At 27.2% G+C, this 24,926-nt stretch carries 23 protein-coding genes; all 23 read left to right on the top strand.

All coding sequences use genetic code 11. The features are described 5' to 3' along the window. Window position 1 precedes the first annotated feature (1 nt). The 23 genes from VJI77_RS00810 (at window position 2) to VJI77_RS00700 (ending at window position 24,903) form a co-directional block, all read left to right on the top strand. Window positions 2–433 carry a macro domain-containing protein gene (locus tag VJI77_RS00810; RefSeq protein ID WP_293439846.1) on the top strand — a complete coding sequence of 144 codons (432 nt, stop codon included), beginning with the start codon at window positions 2–4 and terminating at the stop codon, window positions 431–433. A gap of 56 nt (window positions 434–489) precedes the next feature. Beyond that, window positions 490–1,218 (top strand): hypothetical protein, encoded by a 729-nt coding sequence (locus VJI77_RS00805; RefSeq protein WP_009372728.1) that lies wholly within the window; start codon window positions 490–492, stop codon window positions 1,216–1,218. A 46-nt stretch (window positions 1,219–1,264) separates the two neighbouring features. Beyond that, window positions 1,265–2,770: a murein biosynthesis integral membrane protein MurJ gene (murJ, locus tag VJI77_RS00800; RefSeq protein ID WP_009372416.1), complete on the top strand. Its 1,506-nt coding sequence runs from the start codon at window positions 1,265–1,267 to the stop codon at window positions 2,768–2,770. Between the two features lie 25 nt (window positions 2,771–2,795). Next, on the top strand, window positions 2,796–3,308 hold the full coding sequence (locus VJI77_RS00795; RefSeq protein ID WP_313960805.1) for a hypothetical protein: 513 nt from the start codon (window positions 2,796–2,798) through the stop codon (window positions 3,306–3,308). 307 nt (window positions 3,309–3,615) lie between these two features. After that, window positions 3,616–5,388 (top strand): aspartate--tRNA ligase, encoded by a 1,773-nt coding sequence (gene aspS / locus VJI77_RS00790; protein WP_323987898.1) that lies wholly within the window; start codon window positions 3,616–3,618, stop codon window positions 5,386–5,388. Next, window positions 5,378–6,091: a tRNA threonylcarbamoyladenosine dehydratase gene (locus VJI77_RS00785; RefSeq protein WP_269722241.1), complete on the top strand. Its 714-nt coding sequence runs from the start codon at window positions 5,378–5,380 to the stop codon at window positions 6,089–6,091. Before aspS ends, VJI77_RS00785 begins: the two co-directional genes overlap by 11 nt. Beyond that, complete coding sequence (locus tag VJI77_RS00780) at window positions 6,079–6,507, top strand: SoxR reducing system RseC family protein (protein ID WP_293439844.1); 429 nt, start codon at window positions 6,079–6,081, stop codon at window positions 6,505–6,507. Before VJI77_RS00785 ends, VJI77_RS00780 begins: the two co-directional genes overlap by 13 nt. A gap of 49 nt (window positions 6,508–6,556) precedes the next feature. Beyond that, window positions 6,557–6,859: an SdpI family protein gene (locus tag VJI77_RS00775; RefSeq protein WP_323987897.1), complete on the top strand. Its 303-nt coding sequence runs from the start codon at window positions 6,557–6,559 to the stop codon at window positions 6,857–6,859. A gap of 396 nt (window positions 6,860–7,255) precedes the next feature. After that, the gene (locus VJI77_RS00770) at window positions 7,256–11,380 is read left to right on the top strand and encodes an FMN-binding protein (protein WP_323987896.1); all 4,125 of its coding nucleotides are present in this window, start codon (window positions 7,256–7,258) and stop codon (window positions 11,378–11,380) included. Next, window positions 11,381–12,061 (top strand): hypothetical protein, encoded by a 681-nt coding sequence (locus VJI77_RS00765; protein ID WP_323987895.1) that lies wholly within the window; start codon window positions 11,381–11,383, stop codon window positions 12,059–12,061. A gap of 345 nt (window positions 12,062–12,406) precedes the next feature. Further along, window positions 12,407–13,654 carry an FTR1 family iron permease gene (locus VJI77_RS00760; protein WP_313960800.1) on the top strand — a complete coding sequence of 416 codons (1,248 nt, stop codon included), beginning with the start codon at window positions 12,407–12,409 and terminating at the stop codon, window positions 13,652–13,654. 43 nt (window positions 13,655–13,697) lie between these two features. Further along, entirely contained in the window at window positions 13,698–14,420 is a 723-nt protein-coding gene (locus VJI77_RS00755) for an iron transporter (protein WP_009372429.1), read from the top strand. Window positions 14,421–14,528: 108 nt separating this feature from the next. After that, entirely contained in the window at window positions 14,529–15,857 is a 1,329-nt protein-coding gene (locus VJI77_RS00750) for a Fe-S-containing protein (RefSeq protein ID WP_323987894.1), read from the top strand. Window position 15,858: 1 nt separating this feature from the next. Then, complete coding sequence (locus tag VJI77_RS00745; protein WP_009354244.1) at window positions 15,859–17,139, top strand: ABC transporter permease; 1,281 nt, start codon at window positions 15,859–15,861, stop codon at window positions 17,137–17,139. Window positions 17,140–17,146: 7 nt separating this feature from the next. Beyond that, complete coding sequence (locus tag VJI77_RS00740; RefSeq protein ID WP_293439838.1) at window positions 17,147–18,346, top strand: ABC transporter permease; 1,200 nt, start codon at window positions 17,147–17,149, stop codon at window positions 18,344–18,346. A 3-nt stretch (window positions 18,347–18,349) separates the two neighbouring features. Next, entirely contained in the window at window positions 18,350–19,027 is a 678-nt protein-coding gene (locus tag VJI77_RS00735; RefSeq protein WP_009354227.1) for an ABC transporter ATP-binding protein, read from the top strand. A 33-nt stretch (window positions 19,028–19,060) separates the two neighbouring features. Continuing rightward, on the top strand, window positions 19,061–19,462 hold the full coding sequence (locus VJI77_RS00730) for an FMN-binding protein (RefSeq protein WP_293439837.1): 402 nt from the start codon (window positions 19,061–19,063) through the stop codon (window positions 19,460–19,462). A gap of 17 nt (window positions 19,463–19,479) precedes the next feature. Beyond that, the gene (locus tag VJI77_RS00725; RefSeq protein WP_293439836.1) at window positions 19,480–19,938 is read left to right on the top strand and encodes a DUF4418 family protein; all 459 of its coding nucleotides are present in this window, start codon (window positions 19,480–19,482) and stop codon (window positions 19,936–19,938) included. Between the two features lie 23 nt (window positions 19,939–19,961). Next, complete coding sequence (locus tag VJI77_RS00720; RefSeq protein ID WP_293439835.1) at window positions 19,962–21,170, top strand: ABC transporter permease; 1,209 nt, start codon at window positions 19,962–19,964, stop codon at window positions 21,168–21,170. Then, complete coding sequence (locus VJI77_RS00715; RefSeq protein ID WP_323987893.1) at window positions 21,163–21,843, top strand: ABC transporter ATP-binding protein; 681 nt, start codon at window positions 21,163–21,165, stop codon at window positions 21,841–21,843. Before VJI77_RS00720 ends, VJI77_RS00715 begins: the two co-directional genes overlap by 8 nt. A gap of 179 nt (window positions 21,844–22,022) precedes the next feature. Next, window positions 22,023–22,298, top strand: coding sequence for an HPr family phosphocarrier protein (locus VJI77_RS00710; RefSeq protein ID WP_009372558.1), 276 nt, complete (start codon window positions 22,023–22,025; stop codon window positions 22,296–22,298). A gap of 513 nt (window positions 22,299–22,811) precedes the next feature. Further along, window positions 22,812–23,297 carry an NADH-quinone oxidoreductase subunit NuoE family protein gene (locus VJI77_RS00705; protein WP_009372536.1) on the top strand — a complete coding sequence of 162 codons (486 nt, stop codon included), beginning with the start codon at window positions 22,812–22,814 and terminating at the stop codon, window positions 23,295–23,297. Window positions 23,298–23,307: 10 nt separating this feature from the next. Further along, window positions 23,308–24,903 carry a complex I 51 kDa subunit family protein gene (locus tag VJI77_RS00700; RefSeq protein WP_293439833.1) on the top strand — a complete coding sequence of 532 codons (1,596 nt, stop codon included), beginning with the start codon at window positions 23,308–23,310 and terminating at the stop codon, window positions 24,901–24,903. Window positions 24,904–24,926 lie beyond the last annotated feature (23 nt).

The following is a 24,926-nucleotide window of genomic DNA, read 5'->3' as shown; positions in this document are numbered from 1 at the left end:
TATGGATATTAGAGTAGTTAGCGAAAATATTTTTGATATTGAATCTGACTGCATAGTTTATTTCGTTGATAATTCTTTTTCAAATGATGATACTATGGAAATAATATCTAAGGCCGGAAATAGACTACTCGATGTTTTTAGTAAATTAAGTTCACTAACAACAGGAGAATTTAAAGTTGTTCCGGCGTTTAATCTCAAAGCAACTTATATTGTACTTTGTTCAATTCCACAAAAAATTGAAAAAGAAGAAGATGAAAAATTTTTGGAAGGTATTTTTTCTAATATTTTAATTGAAATTGAAAGACGTGAATTCAATACAGTTGCTGTTGATATTACAAGGCTTTTTAATAGTTATGGATCTAAACATAGTGAAGTTTTTAAAAGATTTTTAAGAAATTTAAATAATGATATAGTAGTTTTTTTGTGTAAATAGCTTAAAACAATGTTTTTTTGAAAATATTAATGATTAAATTAAGGGAGGAGGATAATATGAATGCGTTATTAGATAAAGACACTAGAATTGCTTTAGAATATAATTTTTTATATTTAAAAGATTCAGTTGCCTTTGATATTTTTATTTCCTCACTCTCAATTGAACAACGTGGATTTAATGTAAGATTTAGACAAGCAATTTTTAATAAAATCTCAAAGAGTTTAGACAGCTTCTACAAGAATAGATCTGATAAAGAATATATAAAAAGTGCAGTACAAAAATTGGTTTATGACGATATAAATCGTCTTGAAATTGTTTTAGCTGTAGATTCTTATATATATGGAAAAAAATCAAATGTTTTTGCTAATGAAGTGGAAAATTATTTTTTAGTCAATTATCCTAATTTAAAAATTAGTAGAAAGCAAAAACTTATTGTAAGAAAATTATCATCTAAAGATTATAGATTTAGAAATAGATTAATAAATAATGTTATAGATTATTATAATTTAAATAAAAAATTTGAAGAAAAGACTAATGATTTTTTTGAAAATGTGATTAAGGATTATATTTTTAATCTTAATAATTATATTGTAAAACAATTAAAATTAGAATTTAAAGATAATAATTATTATGTTTTACAGAAAGAAAAATTTTTGACAAAAAAAGATTTAGAGGAACTTTATAATCATATAAATAAAGTTTTTATGGATCATTTACATAAAACTTCAAGAATATTTATATGGTATGGACTTAATGATAAAGTAACAAGTAGATATAAAAACTAAAGTCAAAAACTTATGTTTTTGACCTTTTTTATGATAGGAGAATTTTATGGGTTATACAGCTTTTTTGCTAATGGTTATAAATATTTTATCTAAAATATTAGGATTTTTTAGAGAAATACTATTATCTTATTTTTATGGAACAGGAGAGATAGCAACTGCTTTTCAAATTTCACTTTTGGTTCCTTATACAATTTTAGGATTTGTTATGTCTGGTATTTCAATTAATTTTATACCAACTTACACTTCTTTGGAAAAAAGAGAAGGAAAAGCAACATCTGAAAAATTTACAAGTAATATTTTAAATATAATTTTTATAATTTCCCTTATTGCAACAGTTCTAGCTTATATATTTGCAAGACAAATTGTATTTTTATTTGCAATGGGATATTCTGGAGAAATTTTTGAATTATCAGTTACATTTACTAGAATTACTATACTTGGAATGTTTGCTCAACTACTAAACTCAATCCTTAAAGGATATTTAAATATAAAGGGTAATTTTGTAGTTCCTGGTTCAACAGGATTTATATATAATATTGTAATTATAATATTTTTAATAATAAGTTATAAGATAAATCCAATATTAGCACCAATTGGTGTTGCAATTGCTACAATTTTTCAGTATATACCATATATTCCAGCTATTAGAAGTACGGGATATAAACATAAATTTATTGTAAATTTTAAAGATGAAAATATAAAGAGAATGTTAGTATTAGCACTTCCAATTATTTTTGGGGTTGCTGTAAATCAAATAAATCAACTTATTGATAAAAATTTAGCATCTTTTATTTCTGTAAGAGGTATTTCTGTTCTATCTTATTCAGTTAAATTAAATGAATTTGTATGGGGAATCTTAGTAGTATCTATTGTTACTTCTATTTTCCCAACACTTAGTAAATTAGCTATAGAGTCAAAACAAAAGTTTAAAGTACAGATTGCTAAAACTCTTTCAACTATTATATATCTAGTAACACCTGCTTGTGTAGGAATACTAATTTTTTCAAAGGAAATAGTAACTTTGATATTTAAAAGAGGAAAGTTTGATGAAAATGATGTTATTCTGGTTTCTGGAGTTTTGTTTTATTATGCAATAGGACTTATAGGGTTAGGAATTAGAGATGTACTTTCTAATGCTTTTTATGCACTAAAAATGACTAGAATACCACTTATAAACTCTGTTGAAATGGTAATATTAAATGTAATTATGTCAATTATTTTATCAAGATTTATGGGACTTAATGGTCTTGCATTAGGCTCAAGTATTGCAACTATATTTGGAGCAGTAAATTTATATATTAAACTTGAAAAACAAATTGGAAAGATAAAGTCAAAAGCAATTGTTAATAATGGTATAAAAGTCTTAATTTCTGTGATTTCAATGGCAATTATATCAAAATTAATATTTATTTTACTAAATATTAAGTTGTCTTCAAATTTAAGCTTTTTAGTTGCTTTAATATTCGCAGCTATTACTTATACAATTGTTTCTGTTTTATTGAGAACAAGACAAGCAATAGATATATTAAAAGTTATTGTTAAAAAATTTTAAATAAAAATAATAAAAAGGAGATATTATGAAAAAAGGAAATATTTTATTTGGAACGATTGGTGCAATTATCGGATGTTTACCAGGAGTTGCATTGTATGTAGGAGTGGCTATGTTAAGAGTGTTTAGTTCATGGTCAGGATTTGTTGCTTTATATTGTGCGATTTTTATGTATACTTTATTTTCAAGAAAATTAACGAAAATTGGAGTTATTATATCAATTATTATTTCTTGTGCATCAATGCTTTTAGCTGAGGTAATTGTAACTTCTATAAGTATAGCTAACCGCTATCATTTTACATTTTTTACAGTTTTTAAAAATTTTTTAAAGATATATCCTAAATTAAATAATAAATTTTCATTTTGGATTTATCCTATTATTGCATGTGTATTTGTTGTTATAGGTGGATATGGGTATTTAACTAACAAAAATAAAAATGATGTTGAACTTGTTGATAATAATGAAGTTGAATATGATTATGAAGAAGATGATGAGATAGAAGAAATAAATGATAATATAGAAAAAGAAACTAAAGAATAGTTTTATAATAGGAGCTTATTATATTATTGGTATCTTACTTTTAAGTATTAGGAATTGTGTATAATTCGTTTTGTTGACTTTTTTTGATAATATTGATATAATTACTTAAATTAGAATATTAGGCGATGAAGGAAAAAAGTTTTGTTAAGATTTTTAGAGAGGTAACAATTGGTGAAAGTTACTAATTAAAACAAAACGGGACAATCTGGAGCTATTATTATAAAGAGAGATACCTATAATTAGGGTGGTACCGCGGATTTAATTCGTCCCTGCATTTTTGCAGGGATTTTTTTATAAGGAGGATAATATGGCACAAATGGGAAAATTAAGAAGAACACATATGTGTGGAAATTTAAGAAAAGAAGATATTGGTAAAGAAGTAATTTTGATGGGCTGGGTTGCTAAGGAAAGAAATTTAGGTTCATTAATTTTTATGGATTTAAGAGATACTACTGGAATTTCACAAATAGTTGTGAGAGATACTTTAGGAGAAAGTGTTTTTAATAGTGCAAAAGAAATAAGATCAGAATTTGTTTTAGCTGTTAAAGGAGTTGTTAGTGAAAGAGAAAGTAAAAATTCAAAAATACCTACTGGAGATATTGAAGTTGAAGTAAATGAATTAGTAGTTTTAGACACAGCTCAAACTCCTCCAATTTATATTAAAGATGACGACAATGTTTCTGAAAGTTTAAGATTAAAATATAGATTTTTAGATTTAAGAAAAGAAAGTTTACAAAATAATTTAAAATTAAGGGCTAAAGTATGTAAGATTATCAGAGATTTTTACACTGAAAATAATTTTGTTGAAATAGAAACTCCATATCTTAATAAACCAACACCTGAAGGAGCAAGAGATTATCTCGTACCATCTAGAGTAAATCCGGGAAATTTTTATGCGCTTCCACAATCTCCTCAAATAATGAAACAACTTTTAATGATTTCAGGAATGGATAGATATTTTCAAATAGTTAAATGCTTTAGAGATGAGGACTTAAGAGCTAATAGGCAACCCGAATTTACTCAGGTTGACCTTGAAATGAGTTTTGTTGATGTTGAAGATGTTATTGATGTAAATGAAAGAATGTTAAAAAGATTATTCAAGGAAATTAAAGGAATTGATATTGAATTACCTATAAAAAGAATGAAATATGATGATGCAATGGAAAAATATGGAAGTGATAAACCAGATTTACGTTTTGGTTTTGAAATTAGAAATATTACAGATTGTGTTAAGGAAGTTGAATTTGATTTATTTAAAAATGCAATTGCTTCTGGTGGGAGTGTAAGAGCAATTTCAATTGGAAAATATTCAAAGGAATATACTAGAAAGAAAATTGATAAATTAATTGACTCAATTAGAGATTATGGTGCAAAAAATTTATTCTGGATAAAAATAACTGATGGAGAAGTTACATCTTCTATTTCAAAATTTTTAAATGAAGAAATTATCTCTAATATAAAAACAAAGGTAGAAGCTAAAGATGATGATTTGATTTTAATGCTTGCAGATAAAAATGATATTGTTTTAAATTCACTAGGAGCTTTAAGATGTGTTATTGCAAAAGAAATGAATTTATTAAATCCTAATGAATATAACTTATGCTGGATTGTAGATTTTCCACTTTTTGAATATGACGAAGAAGAAAAAAGATATGTTTCAAAACATCATCCTTTTACTCATCCGAAAGATGAAGATATTAAATACTTGGAAAGCAATCCCGAAAAAGTTTATGCAAAAGCATACGACATTGTAATAAACGGAGATGAACTAGGTGGAGGTTCAATTAGAATTAACAATTCTGATTTACAAAATAGAATGTTTAAAGCTTTAGGACTTACTAAAGAGGAAACAGAAATAAAATTTGGATTTTTACTTGAGGCTTTAAAATATGGAACACCACCACATGGCGGTCTTGCATTTGGACTTGATAGATTGATTATGCTGTTAGCGGGTACAAACAATATAAAGGATGTAATAGCATTTCCAAAGACGCAATCAGCATCTGATTTATTAACAGATGCACCATGTATTGTATCAGAAGGACAACTTGAGGAGTTAAATTTAAAAATTGGAAAATAATATTTATTCAAGAACTGAAAGTCTAATAGGGAAGGATTCACTTGAAATTTTAAAAAATTCTAAAGTTATTGTATTTGGAATTGGTGGAGTAGGAAGTTTTGCAGTTGAATCGCTTTGTAGATGTGGAATAGGAGAAATCTCATTAGTAGATTTTGATACTATTGACATAACTAATGTAAATAGACAAATTCATGCAATGTCAAATAATATTGGGAAATATAAAGCAGATGAAATGAAGAATAGAATAGAACTTATCAATCCAGATATAAAAGTAAATATATTCAAAAAAAAGCTAGATAAAAACAATATTGAAAATTTCAATTTGAAATACTATGATTATGTTATTGATGCGATAGATACTATTACTTCTAAAATTTATCTGATAAAATATTGTTATGAAAATAATATAAATATAATTAGTGCAATGGGAGCAGGTAATAAACTGGATCCTACAAGATTTAAAGTAGTGGATATATATAAAACATCATGCTGTCCACTTGCAAGGGTAATGAGAAGAGAATTGAAAAAGCTAGGAATAAAAAAATTAAAATGTGTTTGTTCTGATGAAATTTCTAGTGGAGAAATAATTGAATCTGATAAAATTAGAAAATCATCCCCTTCAAGTATAAGCTTTATTCCTTCAACTATGGGACTAATTATTACATCAGAAGTAGTAAAGGATTTGATATTATGGAACAAGTAGGATATGTAACAAAAATCTTACCTGAAGATAAGTGTAAAGTTTTAATTTCAAGAATAAGTGGATGTAAAGGAACCTGCAAAACTTGTGGAGGATGTCCAACTCCAACAATGCATATTGTTATGAAAAAGACATTAGATGTTTCAGTTGGAGATTATGTAAAAATAGGAGTGGATAGTAATATTGTATTAAAATATTCTATTTTCTTATATGGATTTCCTATTTTAATGTTTATCCTTTCAATATTATTAGTCAATATAGCTCTACCTAATTTAAAAGGAATTGATTTGATTGGATTTGGTATTGGTTTATTTACGATGTTTTTGGCATTTTTAATTGTCAAATTTGTAGATAATAAATATGCACATTTATCAACAAAAGCAATGTATATGGAAGAAATTATTTCAAAAAAAGATTAGATAGTAGTAGATATAATTTATGTTGATAATATAGATTGGAGGTTTTATTATGATTTATATTGTAGCAATCGTATTTATATCAGGAGGGATTATTATGAAGGTATTTCCTCCAAAGTTCGATTCGGGAATATATGGTTTTAGAACTAAAAAATCAAGTAAGAACAAGGAAAATTGGGTAATAGCTCAAAAGAAATCTTCAAACTATATTATATTTTTTGGAATATTTGATTTTGTTTTAACGTTTATAAACGATACTTTTGTAAAAAATAATTTATATTATGATTTACAAGGACTTTTAGTAATTGTTTATTCTATATTGATATATATTTTGGTTCAAAAAAATTTAAAATAAATAATTGTTACTGAGAAAAAATTATTTTTTAGGCATAGTTTCAAATACTTGATTGAAACTATGTCTTTTTTTTGCTAAATTTTTAATTAAAATTATTAATAAATAAAAATCTATAATAAATTAAGTACAATTACATTTAATAACAAATAAATTTGATAAAAAATATTAAAATATGAAATGTTTTTAGAACATAATCAATGAAGTAATTAGAAAAAATATGCAAATAAAGATATTTTATACTTACATCAGATTAATAGATAAGAAATTTTAATATTAAAATTGGTGTTTTTTATTGAAAAAAATAATTAATTTTAGTAGAATTGATAATGCCTATTGTTATATTTATAAATAAGTGACAAATTTATAAATATAACAAAATAAACAAAGGAGGGATATATGAAAAAAAATAGTGTTATTGCAGGTTTATTTGTTTTTTGTATTACAACTGCAGGAATAGGTTACACTGTTTATAATAGTGTTTATTCTGATAGACAAAAACACAGAGCAAATGAAACTACAAAGCTCGACAGTGCAAAGGCTCCAAATGAATTGAAAGATGGAGAATATATAGCAAGTGCTGAGGGATATGAAGGTCCTATAACGGTAAAAGTTGTAATTAAAGAAGGTAAAATTTTTTCTGTTGAAGTGCTTTCACATAATGAAACACCTGAATACTATGAAATGGCAAAAAAAATTTTACAAACCATTGTAGAAAAGAATACATTTAATGTCGATTCAATTTCTGGGGCAACAGTTACTTCTGATGCTATTAAAGTTGCTGTTTACAAGGCGCTTGTTCAAGCTGGAGCAAAAACAAGTGATGTAGCTGAATATCTTGAAAAGGAAAATCAAGAACTAAGAGATAAAGAGAAAGCAAAATTGTTAGCAAAGCAAGCTTCAGCTGTTGCCGGTAAAATTGGATTTAACAGAAATAATCTTAAAGATGGTACATTTATTGGCGTTGGACGTGGATATAATGGACCAATCAAGGTTTCTATTTCTATAAAAAATGGAGTAATTTATGATGCAAGAGTTATAAGTCATAGTGATGACTATCCATATTTTACTTGGGCATCCAGTGTACTTAATAAAGTTATAAGAGGAAATACCAGTATTGATACAGTCTCAGGAGCAACTGTATCAAGTAGAGGGATATTAAATGCTGTAAAAGATGCCTTACGAAAGGCTAGTAATGGTAATAATAATTTAGATATTAATTCGCCTGAAGGAACAGAGCAAAGTATTCCTAGACAAAATAGACGACAAATAGAACAATTAAAAAAATATTTTAAAGGTTTAAAAGACGGCATTTATTATGGCAAATCAAATGGATATTATACAAATTCAATTGAAGTTAAAGTAACTGTTAAAGATGGTAAAATAGCTAAAATAGAATTGATTAAAAATAAGGATGATGAATCATATTTTGATAATAAAAAAGCAGGGATATTAGGAGAAAGAATTATTTCAAGTCAATCTACAAATATAGATACAATTTCTGGAGCTACAACATCTTCAAAAGGTTTTATAAATGCTGTTGTTAATGCCTTAGAAAAAGCAGTTGATTCTAATGGAAGTGATGCTGATAAATATATTTATTCCCCTAAGACTATAATTGCAACTGTAGGTGAAATTATTGGATTACAAAAGATAAGAGATGCATTAGAAAAATTGCCAGATGATGCACAAATTAATATAAAAAGTAATGCAGATACAAGTTCTGAAGGTAAAACTAAAATTATAGTTGAACTTATATTCAAGGATAATAGTAAAAAAATTGTAGAAATTCCTGTATTGGTAAATGTTAAAGTGAATGGAAGTTATAAATTTTTATCAGCAGAGGAAGTTAAAAATCTTGACAAAAATGTAAATTACCCTGACGGAGTTTACTATGGTGACAGTTATGGATTTGTTTCTAATAAGCCTATACCTGTAAAAGTTACTATTAAGAACAATAAAATTGAGAATGTAGAGCTTGTTAAAGAAGAATTAAATAGATTAAAAGGATTAACATCACCTGGAAATATAGATGATGGTGGAATATTCCAAGAAAAATTTTATACTGTAATTGATAGGATTAAAAATATGCAAAAATTTGAATCCTTGATATATAAATTTCAGGTATTAAGAGATGCGACTAATAAGGTTATGGAAGAAGCTCGTGGTAAAGAACAAACTGTAGAAGTTTATAGAGACGCATTGGATAAAGTAATTGGAAAACATAATTTTGGTAAATGGAGATTAACTATAGATCAGTCAGATATAAAAGGTGAGAGAAATATTCATGATAGAATATTTACATTGTTAAAAATATATGTTAGAGAAGAACTGGGCTATGATGGTGACGATTATGATGCAGTAAGTGGTGCTACGTTCACTGCAACAGGGACTGCTACATCTATAAAAAATGCATTATTAAAAGCTAAAAACTTTGATTTTTATGATATGAGAATTGACGATAGCAACTTTAAAACTTCATATAAAGAAGGAGATAAACTTGATTTAAAAGACTTAAAAGTTACTATATATAAAAAAAATAATCAAAAAATTACAGTCTCTTATTCTGACTTCGACAAATATGGATTGAAGGTAATTGATGAGTATAAGAAGGAACTAAGAGATGGATTAGTTTTGAATAAAGAAAACTTGGGCTACAGTGTTACAGATGGATTGAGACTTAGAGTGGTTCATAAAGAAAGTAATAGCTTTAAATTTTTAAATACAATTCTTATATCCAAAAATAGAATTAAGAATTTTGAAATTTCTGGAATTAAGATAAAAGCTAAGAATGAATCTGAGTGGTATGATACCAAGGGATATAATACTGCAGATTTTATTCAAAATATTACTGTTTCTAAAGTAGTTGCAGAAAAACTTAATTGTAAAGAAATAGAGTTTAAGATAATTGCCAAGGACAAAAATTCTTCTGATGAAATTGAAATTCCTTTAAAACAAGCACAAAATAAGACTTTAATTGGAGATTTTGTTAGTGGAGAATATACATTAGATGTTATTGAAAAATATAAAGGTGTATTATTTAATAATACTTTCCGTATTAAAACAAAAGTTGATGGGAAGATTCCAAAAGCATTTTTATACAAAGAAATACCAGAAACTATGATTATACCAAAAGGAACAGAAATAACAGAAGATAAAATAAGAAATGTTCTTAAAAATTTACCCGATGAAACTAAAATCTCAGTTTTAAGTCAAGTTGATGTAAACAAAGTAAATGAGAATATTCCTCAAAAGCTTTTAATTAATCTTAAATTTGATGATGGTAGTGAAAAAAAATTAGAAATAGATGTTATTGTAAAAGAAAAAGTTACTTCTATGGCTGACAAATATGTTTATAAACCAAAAGATTTGATTACAATTAAAGGTAAAGAAGTAACGTTAAGCCATTTGAAAAATCACCTCGATGACTTGCCAGAAGGTACAAAAATTGAGATTATTTATGAAGCTGATGTAACTGAAGTGAATGAAGAGGGTACTTCAATGGAAGTAAGGCTTGAATTTGCAGATAAAAGTATAAAGGATATATCAATTAATGTTATAGTAAAAGATACCGCTCCAAATAAAGCTGAAGAATTTAAGATTTTATATCCTGAAATAAAAAATGAAATAGTAAATGTAGTTGTAAAAGACTCTAAATATGGAAATATGAAAAATTTTGCCGAAACTGTTAAATGGGGTTCCTTTTCAGACTTTGCTATAAATAGAGATTTAAAACTTAAATCTCGTTCTGCAGATATTTCACGTATTGAAGTATTAAAAGAACCAGACAGATCGAAGTTAGGAGATCAAAAAGGTAAGATAAAATTAAGCTTTAAGGATGGCTCAAAACTTGAACTTGAAGTATCAGTAAAAATAGTACCATATCCAGTATATAGAATATTTAGATTAACTTCAAATAAAACGCAGTATAAGTTAGAAGATAGATTTAATTTGAATGATTTAAAAGTAACATTATTTATTTCTAATAAGTTGGAAAATGAGTCAGATTGGGCTACAACCGGAACACCTATTCAAAATATTCCTTATTCTGATTTTCATTTATTTGGAATTAAAGTTGTAGATTTAGATTCAAAAAAAGAAATTGAAAATAACAGTATAATAAGTACACTTGTTAAAAATAACAAATTATCAGTTGGAGCATATTGTGAAAATCTAATTCAAAATAATGATTACGAAAGTGGAAAAAAACTGGTAGAAATTTTTAATATAAAAATAACAAATATTGATAAATTGATAGAATCTAAAAAAAATATTGTAGAAGTTAAAGATGAGAAAGATGTTAACGAAGTAGATGACTCTAATAAATCAGGAAAAGTTATAGAGTCAAAAAAAGATATTAAAAATGTTGATAACATAAATAATACTTCAAAAGAAATTAAAACTATTGAATCTGAAAAAAAAACTAAGGACAATGTTCAAAAAAAAGATTCGAGTAGTGGAGGGAAAATAACTTATGACTCATCAGAAAAACAAAAAGTAAAAACTAATGAAAGGGAAGAATAGATGAATTTAATAGTAGGATTAATTGCAATAACATTATTTTACATTTTATTTGCAAATATTATAAAAAAATATCCAGTGCTATTTTATATGGCAACTTATATTTTGATAATTCCCGTTGTTTTATATTATGAAACAAAGTTTTATAGAGAAATGCCAATCTGGTTTACAAAATATGTTATGGACATATTCAGAAGAGGAATTTTCTCGACAGTAACATTTATGATAGTAATGTTTCTAGGAGTAGTTACAACTCATAATAAATATACTAGAAAACTTATGAGTATAAGAGGAGAAATGTCAATTATAGGATGTTTTGCTGCGCTTTGTCATAATGTGGCTTTTGGAATAAGATACTTTGTAGAATTTTTTACAAATGCATCAAAAATGAATGTATATACTAAGACGGCAACAATAATAAGTTTAATTCTTATAGCTATGATGATTCCGCTTATGATAACTTCATTCAAGTGTGTAAGAAAGAAAATGAAAGCTAAAAATTGGAAAAATTTACAAAAATTAGCATATCCGTTTTTTTACTTGATATATGTTCACTTGATGGTTTTGTTTATGCATAAACCTGAAAAACATATGCTATCAATAGCATTATATACTTTTATTTATTTGCTATACACAATTCTAAGATTAAGAAAATATCTACTAATTAAAAAAAGGAAAAACTAAATTTTAATAATACTATTGTAATCTTGATTACAATAGTATTATTTTTTTGTAGATATAGTATAAAACAAAATAATGATTTAATTTATGACGTTTAGCTTTTATAAAATATGAATAAGATGTTAATTAAAAATGAAAATTTTTATTAATTTCTTGAAATTTTTTTCTGAATATGATAATATATATTTGATAAAAATAATAATAAGTATAAGGCATTGATTGATTTGTAATTAGTGCTTAACTTTTTAGTAATTATATGATATATATTATCTTTATCATAAATTGTTTTTAGGGAGGTGCTAAGTTATAAAAAAGATATTTTCATTTTTTCTAATACTTTGTAGTGTTTTGCTTGTTTGTAACATAGGAAATGTAGAAGCTAAATCTGAAAAGAAAAAGTACTCTAATTGGCAAGAAGTAGCTAAAGATATGCATTTAAAATTTACAGAAGCAAAAGAGTATATTGATAAAAAAGATTATCAAAATGCTTATAAATCAATGGATTCTGCGTATTTTGATTACTATGAAGTTCAAGGTTTTGAAAAAAATGTTATGGTTGCAATATCTAATAACAGAGTAAATGAAATTGAGGCTGCATTTAGAGAAATTAAGCATACTCTTTTAGGAAATACAAGTGATTCTGTTGAAAAAATTAAGGCATCAATAGATGAACTTGATATGAAAGTTTATAGAGATGCACTTGTTTTGGATAAAGTAATTTCAAAAAATGCACCGGATTCTGAAGGTAAAGCTGTATTTGGAGATACTGAAATTAAACAGGGAGATGAGAAAGCTAAAAATATCCAAGATTTTTTAACATCATTCGGATTGATGCTTAGAGAGGGATTGGAAGCAATTCTTGTTTGTGTTGCAATTATTGCTTATCTTGTTAAAACAGGCAATAAGCATCTTTGTAAGTCAGTTTATTTGGGAATGGGTGCTGCCGTTGTATGTAGTTTTGGTTTAGCCATAATAATAAACTATTTATTAGGAGGAGTTGGACAGGAACTACTTGAAGGCTGGACTATGTTTTTAGCGGTTATTGTTTTATTCTATGTTAGTAACTGGATTTTATCTAAATCTGAAGAAGAAGCATGGGAAAATTATATTCAATCTAAAGTTCAAAAATCAATAGATAACAGAAGTAAGTGGACTTTGGTTTTTGCTGCTTTTTTAGCTGTACTAAGAGAAGGAGCAGAGCTTATTTTATTTTATAAGGCCTCATTTTCGGGTGGAGGTAAGATTTTGTATCCAATGGGAGGGCTTGTTGCAGCCTCTGTTGTTTTGGTTATAATATTTTTACTTTTTAGATTCACATCAGTTAAATTACCGCTTAAACCATTTTTCTTGTTTACAAGTATATTATTATATCTAATGTGTATCTCGTTTATGGGAAAAGGGGTTATTGAGTTAACTGAAGCCGGAGTTATTTCTGGTTCAACAGTTATACCTGCAATGCAAGGTTGGAGTATTCCAATTTTGAATATCTATGATAGAGCCGAAACTTTAATTCCACAAATTATGTTGGTAATAATTACTGTTTGGATATTGTTAGGTCACTATTTAAAATTAAGAAAAATAAAAAAGGAAAGTTAAATTTCTATTTTATTAAAGTTAAAAAATTAGGAGGATTTATTTTATGAAAAAATCAAAAATGGTTGTAACATTAGCATTATTAGCGTCAGTAGGTTTAGTTGGCTGTCAAAAAAATGACACAGCAAAAATAAATGAATTGCAAAAATCAATTGAAGAAAAAGACAAAAAAATTGCTGAATTAAATGATAAATTAAAAGAAGCCGGTGGCGACGATGAAAAAGCTGAAGATGCTGAAAAACCAGGTGAATCAGGATTTGAAGAAATAAAAATTGGAGAAGAAAAAATTGTAGGTCCTTTCCAAGTTGCTACAGTTTATTTTCAAGGAGTTGATATGATTCCTGAAGGAAGACAACCTAGTGCTGCAGAATCAGATATGCACTTAGAAGCTGACATTCATTTGACTAAAGAAGCTGGTAAAAAATATGGTTTCGGTAGTGGAAAAGATATTTGGCCTGCATATTTAACAGTAAATTATAAAGTATTATCAACTGATGGAAAAGAAGTTACTTCAGGATCAATGATGCCAATGAACGCTGATGATGGGGCACATTATGGAACTAATATTAAAAAGAATGTTCTTAAAGTTGGTAAATACAAATTAGTTATTGAAATTCAACCATCTGCAGATTATTTACTACACACTGATGAAGAAACAGGTGTTCCTGCTATTAAAGATGGCGGAAAAGAAGCCGCTTCAAAGTACTATGAAAAACAAACTGTTGAGTTTGAATGGAATTATACTGGAGAACAATTACAAAATAAATAATATTGATTTTTAAATTAGAATATTAGTATTCAATATATGACAAACGGATAAATCCTCTCTTATTATTTTAAGAGAGGTTTTGCCGTATTTTAGAAGTGAGGTTTTATTTTGGGAAAATTTTATGTTGATGTAATTTTTACTATATGTACATTTTCTTTTTTCTTTGCATTGGTGTTATCTTTTTTAAAGAAAAATTCAACACTGATTAATAAAATAATTTCTTTTTCAATTTTAGTGATAGGAATTTTTTTAGGTTTTTATATACATATTCTTAGAGTAAAAAATAAAAAGGAAATGATACATACAGTTACAAAATTAAATAGATATGTTTTTGCATTATGTCTTTTTGTTTTTATTTTAATGAGTATTACATTGATTTTAGGAGTTATAACAAAAAATAAAAATAAAATATATAATTTTATTACTTCTATAAATTTAGGTTTTATGTTTATAACTATCTCGTTTATGCTATATTTGCTTATTCCTAAACTTTTAACTCAAGCGATGGAATTTATTGCATTTGGAGAAGATTCTGTAAGTACTGTGACTCTATTTAGAGTAAGTGGATTTATTCTTGGAATTTTAACTGGAATATTATTAGTATTAGCATTTTATAAGTTTCTAGTTAGATGTAGCAAAAAACAATATATTATAATGTTTATTGCTATATTTATTAATACATTTTTAGAATATGCTTTAAAAGGGATAACATCAATAGTTAGACTTAAAGAATATCTAAAGAAAGACTTTAATATGCCACCAATTTTAACTGAAAAGAGCAATATTTTTGGAATAAAGGTTTTTGACTTAATGATTATAGAAGATAAAAGTGAAACATATTTTATTTCTGTAGCTTTTATAATAATTTTATTAGGTATGATTTTTTTTGTATCTAAAAATTTAAGGGTAAAGGAAAAATTTGATAATAATGCAAGTTTAAGAAAAGAAAAATGGAGATTGATAGTAAATAGAAGATGGGCTTATTTTACTACAGTATTATCATTTGTAATGTTATTTTCTGCGACTTACTTAAATTATCAACTTACAAAACCAGTTGAATTAACAGCAGCACAGCCATATCAAGAGGAAGGGGATAAAATTATTATTCCCTTATCTGATGTTGATGATGGGCACTTGCATAGATTTTCATATAAGAAAGATGGTCATGATATTAGATTTATAGTTGTTAAAAAGCCTAATAGTACTTCTTATGGAGTAGGCTTAGATGCTTGTCAAATATGTGGAGTTGCAGGATATTTTGAAAGAAAAAATGATATAGTGTGCAAAAGATGTGATGTTGTTATGAATAAAGCAACTATAGGATTTAAAGGTGGATGTAATCCAATTCCTTTTGATTATAAAATTGAAAATTCAAAAATAATAATTGATAAAAAAGTTTTAGATAAAGAAAAAGAAAGATTTCCAATAGGAGAATAGTATGTTTTGGAGAATGGTTTTTGGAACTTTAATCAGACAACGAAAAAAGATGTTTATGATAGCTTTTACTGTCGCACTTGGTGTATCTCTTGCTACAGGAATGTTAAATGTAATGCTTGGAGTTGGTGATAAAGTAAATAAAGAGCTTAAAACTTATGGGGCAAATATAAATGTAGTTTCTAAGGATGCTTCATTAATTTCTGATTTGTATGAATTAGAAAATTCTGAAACTACAACAAATGATAAATATTTAAAAGAAGAAGATTTACCTAAAATCAAACAAATTTTTTGGGGGTTTTCTATAGTTGATTTTACTCCTTATCTTGAGAAAACTGCAAAAGTTAATAATCAAAAAACTAAATTAATAGGTACATGGTTTTCTAAACACATGGATTTAACAACTGGTGAACAAATTGATACTGGTATGAAAAACTTAAAAAATTGGTGGAAAATCACTGGAGAATGGTTAAATGAAGATGACGATAATAGTATTATGGTTGGAAGCTTGTTTGCGGGAAAAAATGGAGTTAAAGTTGGAGATAAAATAGAAATAAGTAATGGTAAAAATACTAAGATGTATAATGTTAAAGGAATATTTGAATCCGGTGGAAATGAAGATTTAAACGTTTTTTCTACTTTGAAGTCAGTTCAAGACTTATATGGAATTGAAGGAAAAATTTCTAATATAGAAGTTTCGGCACTTACTACTCCTGATAATGAATTAGCAAAAAAAGCAACTAGAGATCCAAATAGCTTAACACCTACTGAATATGAAACTTGGTATTGTACAGCTTATGTTAGTTCTATTTGTTATCAAATACAAGAAGTTGTTGAAGATAGTGTAGCCAAACCTATAAGACAAGTAGCAGAGTCAGAAGGAAAAATATTAGATAAAACGAAATTACTTATGATTCTAATTACAGCATTAGGATCAATTGGCTCTGCACTTGGAATTTCAAATCTTGTTACTGCTACTGTAATGGAAAAAAGTCAGGAAATAGGTCTTATAAAAGCAATTGGAGGTTCTAATCTTAGGATAATGTTGCTTATTTTAACAGAAATTGTATTAACTGGTATCATAGGTGGCATAGCAGGATATTTTATTGGGCTTGGATTTACACAAATAATAGGAATTACTGTGTTTGGATCTTATATAGAACCAGCAGTAATGGTTATTCCTATTGATATTGCTCTGGTAATTGGAGTTTCATTAATTGGAAGTATTCCAGCTATTCATTATCTATTTAAACTTAAACCGACAGAAGTTCTTCATGGAAGGTAGGATTAAAATGAGTAAGAGAAAAATGTATTTAAAAATGATTTTAAGTTCTTTCATAAGAAGAAAGTCAAGAATGGTAGTAGCTTTATTAGCTGTAATAATAGGAGCTACGATTATGTCTGGTCTTATTACTATATATTTTGATATTCCAAGACAGTTGGGTAAAGAATTTAGATCATATGGCGCTAATTTTATATGTCTACCTAGTGAAGGAAAAATTACTGAAGAAGAATATAAAGAATTTAAAGAAATTATAAAAAATATGAATGTTGTAGGTATAGCTCCATACCGATATGAGACGACAAAAATTAATCAAAAGCCATATATTCTTGCGGGTACTGATATGGATGGAGCAAAAAAAAATAGTCCTTTTTGGTATGTTGAAGGAGAATGGGCAACAAATAGCGATTCAAATGAAGTTATGGTAGGAAAAGAAATTGCCAAAACTTTAGGACTTTCAGTAGGAGATAAATTTAAAGTTAGTGGAGTAAAACACGGGAAAAGTGCAATTGCTTCAGATGTGAATGATTCTGCAGAGAAAAGTAAAAATAAAGATACAGGTGATGATTTTTACGACGTAACTTTAACAGTAAAAGGAATAATTACAACTGGGGGTAAAGAAGAATCCTTCATATTTTTAAATATAGACAAACTAAATGAAATAGTTGAGGATACAACAAAAATTGATTCAATTGAATGTAGTATAGAAGCTAATCACAATGAATTAGATACTTTCGCAAAAAATTTGAGTAATAAATTACCTAATGTTATAGGTTCTGCTGTAAAAAGAGTTACTCAATCTCAAGATACTGTATTAAATAAATTAACTGCTTTAATATTATTAGTTAATATAGTTATATTAGTTTTGACAACAATTTCAGTTTCGACAACTATGATGGCGATAATTGCTGAAAGAAGAAAAGAAATAGGATTAAAAAAAGCACTTGGCGCACATAATAAAGAAATTATAATGGATTTTATAGGAGAGAGTGTATTACTTGGACTAATTGGAGGAGTTATTGGTGTTATATTTGGGTTTATATTTGCTCAAAGAGTAAGTCTTAGTGTTTTTGGTAGGACAATTACATTCCAATATATATTAATTCCTGTAATTGTTGTGATTTCAGTATTAGTAACTACTGCAGGTTGTATTTTACCGGTTAAAAAAGCTGTTGACATTGATCCTGCATTAGTATTAAAAGGAGAGTAAAATATGGATAATGATAAAGTAATATTAGAACTTAGAGATGTTTCTAAAATTTATGAATCAGTTAATGCTCTTAGTAACATTAATTTAAAGGTTAAAAAAGGTGACTGGATTGCTATAATGGGCTCATCAGGTTCTGGAAAAACAACTATGATGAATATAATAGGATGTATGGATAGACCATCAAATGGACAAGTATTAATTGATGGAATAGACATTTCAAAAGAAAGTCAAAAAAATCTTACTAATATTAGAAGAGAAAAAATTGGTCTTATATTTCAACAATTTCATTTGATTAGTTATTTAACCGCTCTTGAAAATGTAATGGTTGCTCAGTATTATCATAGTATGATTGATGAAAAAGAAGCTTTAGAAGCACTTAAAAAAGTAGGTCTTGGTGATAGAGCAAAGCATTTGCCAAGTCAATTATCTGGTGGAGAACAACAAAGAGTATGTATAGCAAGAGCTTTAATAAATAATCCTGAAATAATATTAGCTGATGAACCAACAGGAAATTTGGATGAAGCAAATGAAATTATGGTAATAGAAATTCTAAAACAACTTCACAAGGAAGGTGCTACTATAATTGTTGTTACTCATGATCCTGAAGTAGGAGATGAGGCTATGAGAAAAATAATATTAGATTATGGAAAAATTGTAGATGATAAATTATTGACAATATAAATTATAGATGTTATAATGTTTTTGGTGGTATATATGAAAAGGAAAAATTTTAATTTTTTTATTATTCTAATTTTATCTATGATATTTGTTACTTCATGTAGTTCAAAAAAAACATTAAAAGATGGAGTATATGAAGGATATTACAAAGATGAAAGTTCAAATGTTAAAGTCGTAATTACTGTTAAAGATAAGAAAATTGTAGATTGTGTTAGAGAAGAGAGAGAAAATAAGAATAATAAGATAAAAGACGAAAATTATGGTAAAGATGATGCTGATTTTAATTATAAGCAAGCACAAAAAGCTGTAAAGAATAGTGAAGGATATGCAAAAAAGTTAGTTGAGGTTCAAGATATTGATAAAGTTGACTCAGTTAGTGGAGCGACAATTTCTTATAAAAGATTTAAAAATGCGGTTAATAATGCTTTAAATAAATAATTTTTAGGAGGATTTTCGTGAAAATATTAAAGAAGAAAATTGTTAATATTATTATTTTACTATTAGGGACTGTACTTGCATTAACACCATTTGTAATCGCACCTGTTTGTCCTGCAATGGCTAATGGGTCAAGAATGAGTTGTTATTATAGCGGTCTATTAGCAACTTGTGTTGGTGTAGGAATTGTTATAATTTCATTAGTATCTGTTTTTGTAGATAATAAAATTTCAAAGATTATTTTTAATATTATTAATATATTAGCAGGAATTAGTGTTCATTTAATACCAAATAAAATAATTAAGGTTACTATTGGTGCCGGAAAAGATGGAGCTCCTAGATTCATGGGATATTGCATGAAAGATTCTATGGATTGTATCAAACATAATACATTTACAATAGTTTCTATTTTAGGAATTGCAATTGCTCTTATCTCAATTTTTTATTTGATTTATGTTTTGATAAGAAAAGAAAATTAATTCATTAAAGAAAAGAGAAAAAAATGACTAATAAGAAAATTGATATTAAGTTTTTAGCGAAAGAAAACATAAGAAAAAAACCTCTTAGAAGTATTTCATTAATTAGCATTATTGCTATTTTTGTTTTATTTTTGTTCTGTGGTACGATTTTATCATCAAGTATTTCTGGTGGAGTTAATAATCTGTCAAATAGACTTGGTGCAGATATTATTGTTGTTCCAGAAGGTTATAAGGCAAATATTGAAAGTGTATTACTAAAAGGAGAACCTAGTGAATTTTATCTTCCTAATGATTCATTAGAAAAGATAAAAAAAATTGAAGGTATAGAATCAGCAACACCTCAGCTTTATGTTGCAACACTTTCTGCATCTTGTTGCTCGTACCCCGTTCAAATTATAGGAATAGATTATGATACAGATTTTTTAATTAAGCCTTGGCTTCAAAAAACACTTAAGAGAGAATTAAAAGATGATGAAGTAATTGTAGGAAGTAATATTGTTGGTGAAAAAAATTCAAAAGTTAAATTTTTTGAAGAAGAGCTTGATATAGTTGGAAAACTCGAACAAACTGGTATGGGTTTTGATGCAACAGTTTTCGTTAATATGAAAACTGCTAGAAAACTTGCAAAAGCAAGCGAACGAATTCAAAAAAATCCAGCTTCTGAAGGCGAAAAAATTTCTACAATTTTATTGAAATTAAAGCCAAATTACAGTGCTTCAGAAGTATCTAATAAGATTATGAAAGAATATGCTAAAGATGGAATTTTTGCTATGTTTAGTAAAAAATTTGTAAATGAAGTATCTTCAAATTTAAAGGTTATTTCAAGTTATATATATATTTCAATAGCTGTAATATGGGGAATGTCAATGATTTTATTGGCAGTAGTATTTTCTGTAATACTTAATGAAAGAAAAAAGGAATTAAGTATTCTTCGAGTGTTAGGAGCGTCTAAGAAAAAGTTATCTAAGATTATTATGTATGAGTCCTTATATATAGGTTTTTATGGATCAGTTCTTGGAATAATTATTGGCATTATAGCTGTGTTTTCAATAATTCCAATTATTCAAAAAAACTTAAATTTACCGTTCTTAACTCCTTCAATACCAAAATTAGTTCTAGTTTCATTGTTTAGTTTATTAGTTGGAACAGTAATTGGATGTTTATCATCATTAAATGCTGCTAGAAAAATCAGTAGAACTGATGTTTATTTGACTATGAGGGAGAATGATTAGAATGTTAAAAGTAGAACAATTATACAAAACATATGTTAGAGCGAAAGAATTTAATGCATTAGATGATGTTAATTTGGATATTAAGAGCGGAGAATTTGTTGCAATAGTCGGAAAATCTGGAAGCGGCAAATCTACACTTTTAAATATCATATCTGGAATATTAAGTCCTACAAGTGGGAAAGTGTCATTGGATAATAAAGAGATAAGCTCTCTTTCTGATGATGAAAAATCTTTTATAAGAAATGACTTAATGGGATTTGTTCCACAATCTACAGTAGTATTGTCAACACTTAACATTCTAGATAATATTTGTTTACCTTTTTATCTAAGTAAAAGAGAAGGAGATTCTGTTGGTCGCGGAAAATATTTGTTAAAAGAATTAGGTTTAGAACATTTAGAAAGTTCATATCCTAGAGAATTATCAGGGGGAGAACTTAGAAGAGTTACAATTGCAAGAGCACTGATGAATTATCCTAAAATAATTCTTGCAGATGAACCTACTTCTGATTTGGATGTTGAAAATACTAAGGAAGTATTAGAAATAATGAAAGATATTAATAAAAAAAATAATACAACAATTGTACTTGTTACACATGACCTAGCATGTCTATCATATGCAGATAAGGTTTATACTATGATTTCTGGAAAAATTTCGGAAGGTAAGAATATATAATTTTGTAAAACTGGTTTATTTTTAGTAAATCAGTTTCTTTTTATATAATGTGAAAACATTATTTAATAGGTTATTTAATAATTTTAAAAAAATCTTTTTAAAAATTATTTTTAAATATGGACAATTATAGATTGTTTTGATATAATATAGATTAAGAAAGAAAAATAAAGGAGGCAAATATGTTAAAGGAAAAGGTTGTAGTCAAATCGGAAATTGGCCTTAATGCCAGAGTAGCTTCTATGTTTTTAAGGAATTCAGTAAAATTTAATTCTGATATTATATTAATAAAAGATAATAATAGATACAATGGAAAAAGTATTTTAAGTATTTTATCAATGCAGGTTGGAAATGGTGAAGAAATAGAAATTGAAGTAACAGGAGATGATGAAAATGTGGCTATGGAAACTTTAATTTCATTTTTTGAACAAGACTTAAAAGAATTTTATACAATATAATAAAATGTTTTAAAAAATTCTCTAAAAGAGAATTTTTTTTATTGCGAAGCAACAAGTTTCCCAGGTACCCACACGAAGCGAAGCATAGAAAAGGGGTGGGGTTCTTATTATAAGTAACGTCAAAAAAACATAACATATGGAATAGAATTATTTTTTAAGATTAAAATGGATATAATTTAAGAAAATAATTAGATTAATTATATTGTTAATTATATAGATAAAATTAAGTATTAAATAAAATATTTTTTTTGAAAATCTATCAAAATTTTTAATACTTAAAAGCTAAAATGCTTGAAAAAATTTGCTGATTTTGCTATACTCTAAGTATGATGTAGTATTGTATTTCGCTATATTATAACTAGAATAACTATATGATGGTTATATACTAAAATAGTACATATTAATGGATTAGAGTATTGTTATCAATGTTTAATGTTTTAAATAAGTAATTTCTTGTTTTTTATTATATAATTACATATGGTTCTTCTAAAAAATTTTACAAGGAGGCAAATTATGGCTTTTGTTTTTAATGTTGAAGAAAATCAAGACAAAATTGATGAGCTTTGTGAATTTATTGATAAGAAGAAAGATATTCCGGGAGCATTAATGCCAGTTTTACAAGAAGCACAAAGTATTTTTGGGTATCTTCCAGAAGAGATTATGGATTTGATAGCAAAAAGAATGAAAATATTCCCTGCTAAAGTATTTGGTGTAGCTACTTTCTATTCACAATTTTCATTTATTCCAAAAGGAAAATATCAAATTTCTGTATGTATGGGAACTGCTTGTTACGTAAAAGGAGCTCAAGAAATTTTAAATGAGTTTTGTGACAGAGTAGGTGTAGATGTTGGTGGAACTAGTGAAGATTTGAAGTTTTCTGTTGCTCAAACTCGTTGTATTGGTGAATGTAATTTAGCACCTGTTGTTACAATAAATGAAGATGTTTATGCTCATATAAAAAAAGCAGATATCAGAAGAATAATGAGAAAGTATAAATAGAGGTGATCTTATGATAAAAACTGAAGTTGATTTTAAAATATTAGATACTATTAAAGAAAAAAACTATCCTCTATTAATTGAAAGGTTAAATCAAGAACCTGATAAGTACATAATTGACGAAAATGGTATTCGTCTAAAAGGAGAGTTTTTTGAAAAACAAACTAGAATTGCATTAAAGAATTTTGGAATAGTTGATGAACATAGTGTTAATGAATATGTTGCATTAGGTGGATATTACGCTTTAGCGAAAGTAATAGGAAGTCTTACTCCTGAAGAAGTTGTAAATGAAATGAAAAATTCAGGACTTAGAGGCCGTGGTGGTGCAGGTTTCCCAACAGGGAGAAAATGGGAAGGTGCTATGCAACAACCTGCGGGTCAAAAATACGTAGTATGTAATGCAGATGAAGGAGATCCAGGAGCATTTATGGATAGATCTATACTTGAAGGAGATCCACATTCTGTATTAGAGGGAATGGCGATTTGTGGCTTTGCGATTGGGGCTGATAGAGGTTTTATCTATGTTAGAGCTGAATATCCTAAAGCTGTCATAAATTTAAGAGAAGCAATAAAGAAGGCAGAAGAAAAGAATCTTCTTGGTGATAATATTCTAGGAACAGATTTTAGTTTTCATGTTGAATTAAGGCTTGGTGCTGGAGCATTTGTTTGTGGAGAAGGCACAGCACTTATAGAATCTATAGAAGGTAAACGTGGTATGCCAAGAACTAAGGTTTATAGAACAACAGTTAAAGGCCTTTTCCAAAAACCTACTGTTTTAAATAATGTTGAAACATTTGCAAATGTACCGCAAATTATGTATAAAGGTTCAGATTGGTATAAATCAATTGGTACAGAAGATAGTTCTGGAACTAAAGTATTTGCCCTTGTAGGTAAGGTTGCCAATGCAGGACTTGTTGAAGTTCCTATGGGAACTACAATAAATGAAATTGTATATGACATTGGTGGTGGTACTGGTAATGATAAAAAAGTAAAAGCTGTTCAAACTGGTGGACCTTCTGGTGGTTGTATTCCTACAGATTATTTTGATACACCTGTAGACTTTGGATCTTTAGCTAAGATTGGTTCTATTATGGGATCAGGTGGAATGGTTGTAATGGATGAAACAGATTGTATGGTTGATATTGCAAGATTTTTCTTAGATTTTACTGTTGAAGAATCTTGTGGTAAATGTGTTCCTTGTAGAGAAGGTACAAAGAGAATGTTAGAGTTATTGGAAAAAATAACTTCTGGGAAAGGTGAAGATGGTGACATTGAAAGACTTGAAGATCTTTCCGAAACAATAACTGTTGCATCACTTTGTGGACTTGGACAAACGGCTGCAAATCCAGTAGTAAGTACTTTGCATTATTTTAGAAATGAGTATGAAGCTCATATTTATGATAAAAAATGTCCTGCGGGAGTTTGTCAAGCTCTTCTTGAATTCTTTATTACAGATAAGTGCATTGGTTGTACTAAATGTGCTAAGGCTTGTCCAGTTGATTGTATTACAGGAGTTCAAAAGCAATTACATGTTATTGAACCATCTAAGTGTATTAAATGTGGATCTTGTGAAGCTGCGTGTCCAGTTAATGCTATAATTAGAAGATAGGTTCTGGAGGTATATTATGTCTA

Origin of the sequence: Parvimonas sp. D2, from assembly GCF_035282635.1 — a bacterium.
Classification (GTDB): domain Bacteria; phylum Bacillota; class Clostridia; order Tissierellales; family Peptoniphilaceae; genus Parvimonas.
The sequence above is the reverse complement of the archived record's forward strand: the minus strand, read 5'-3'. Positions and strand labels throughout refer to the sequence as shown.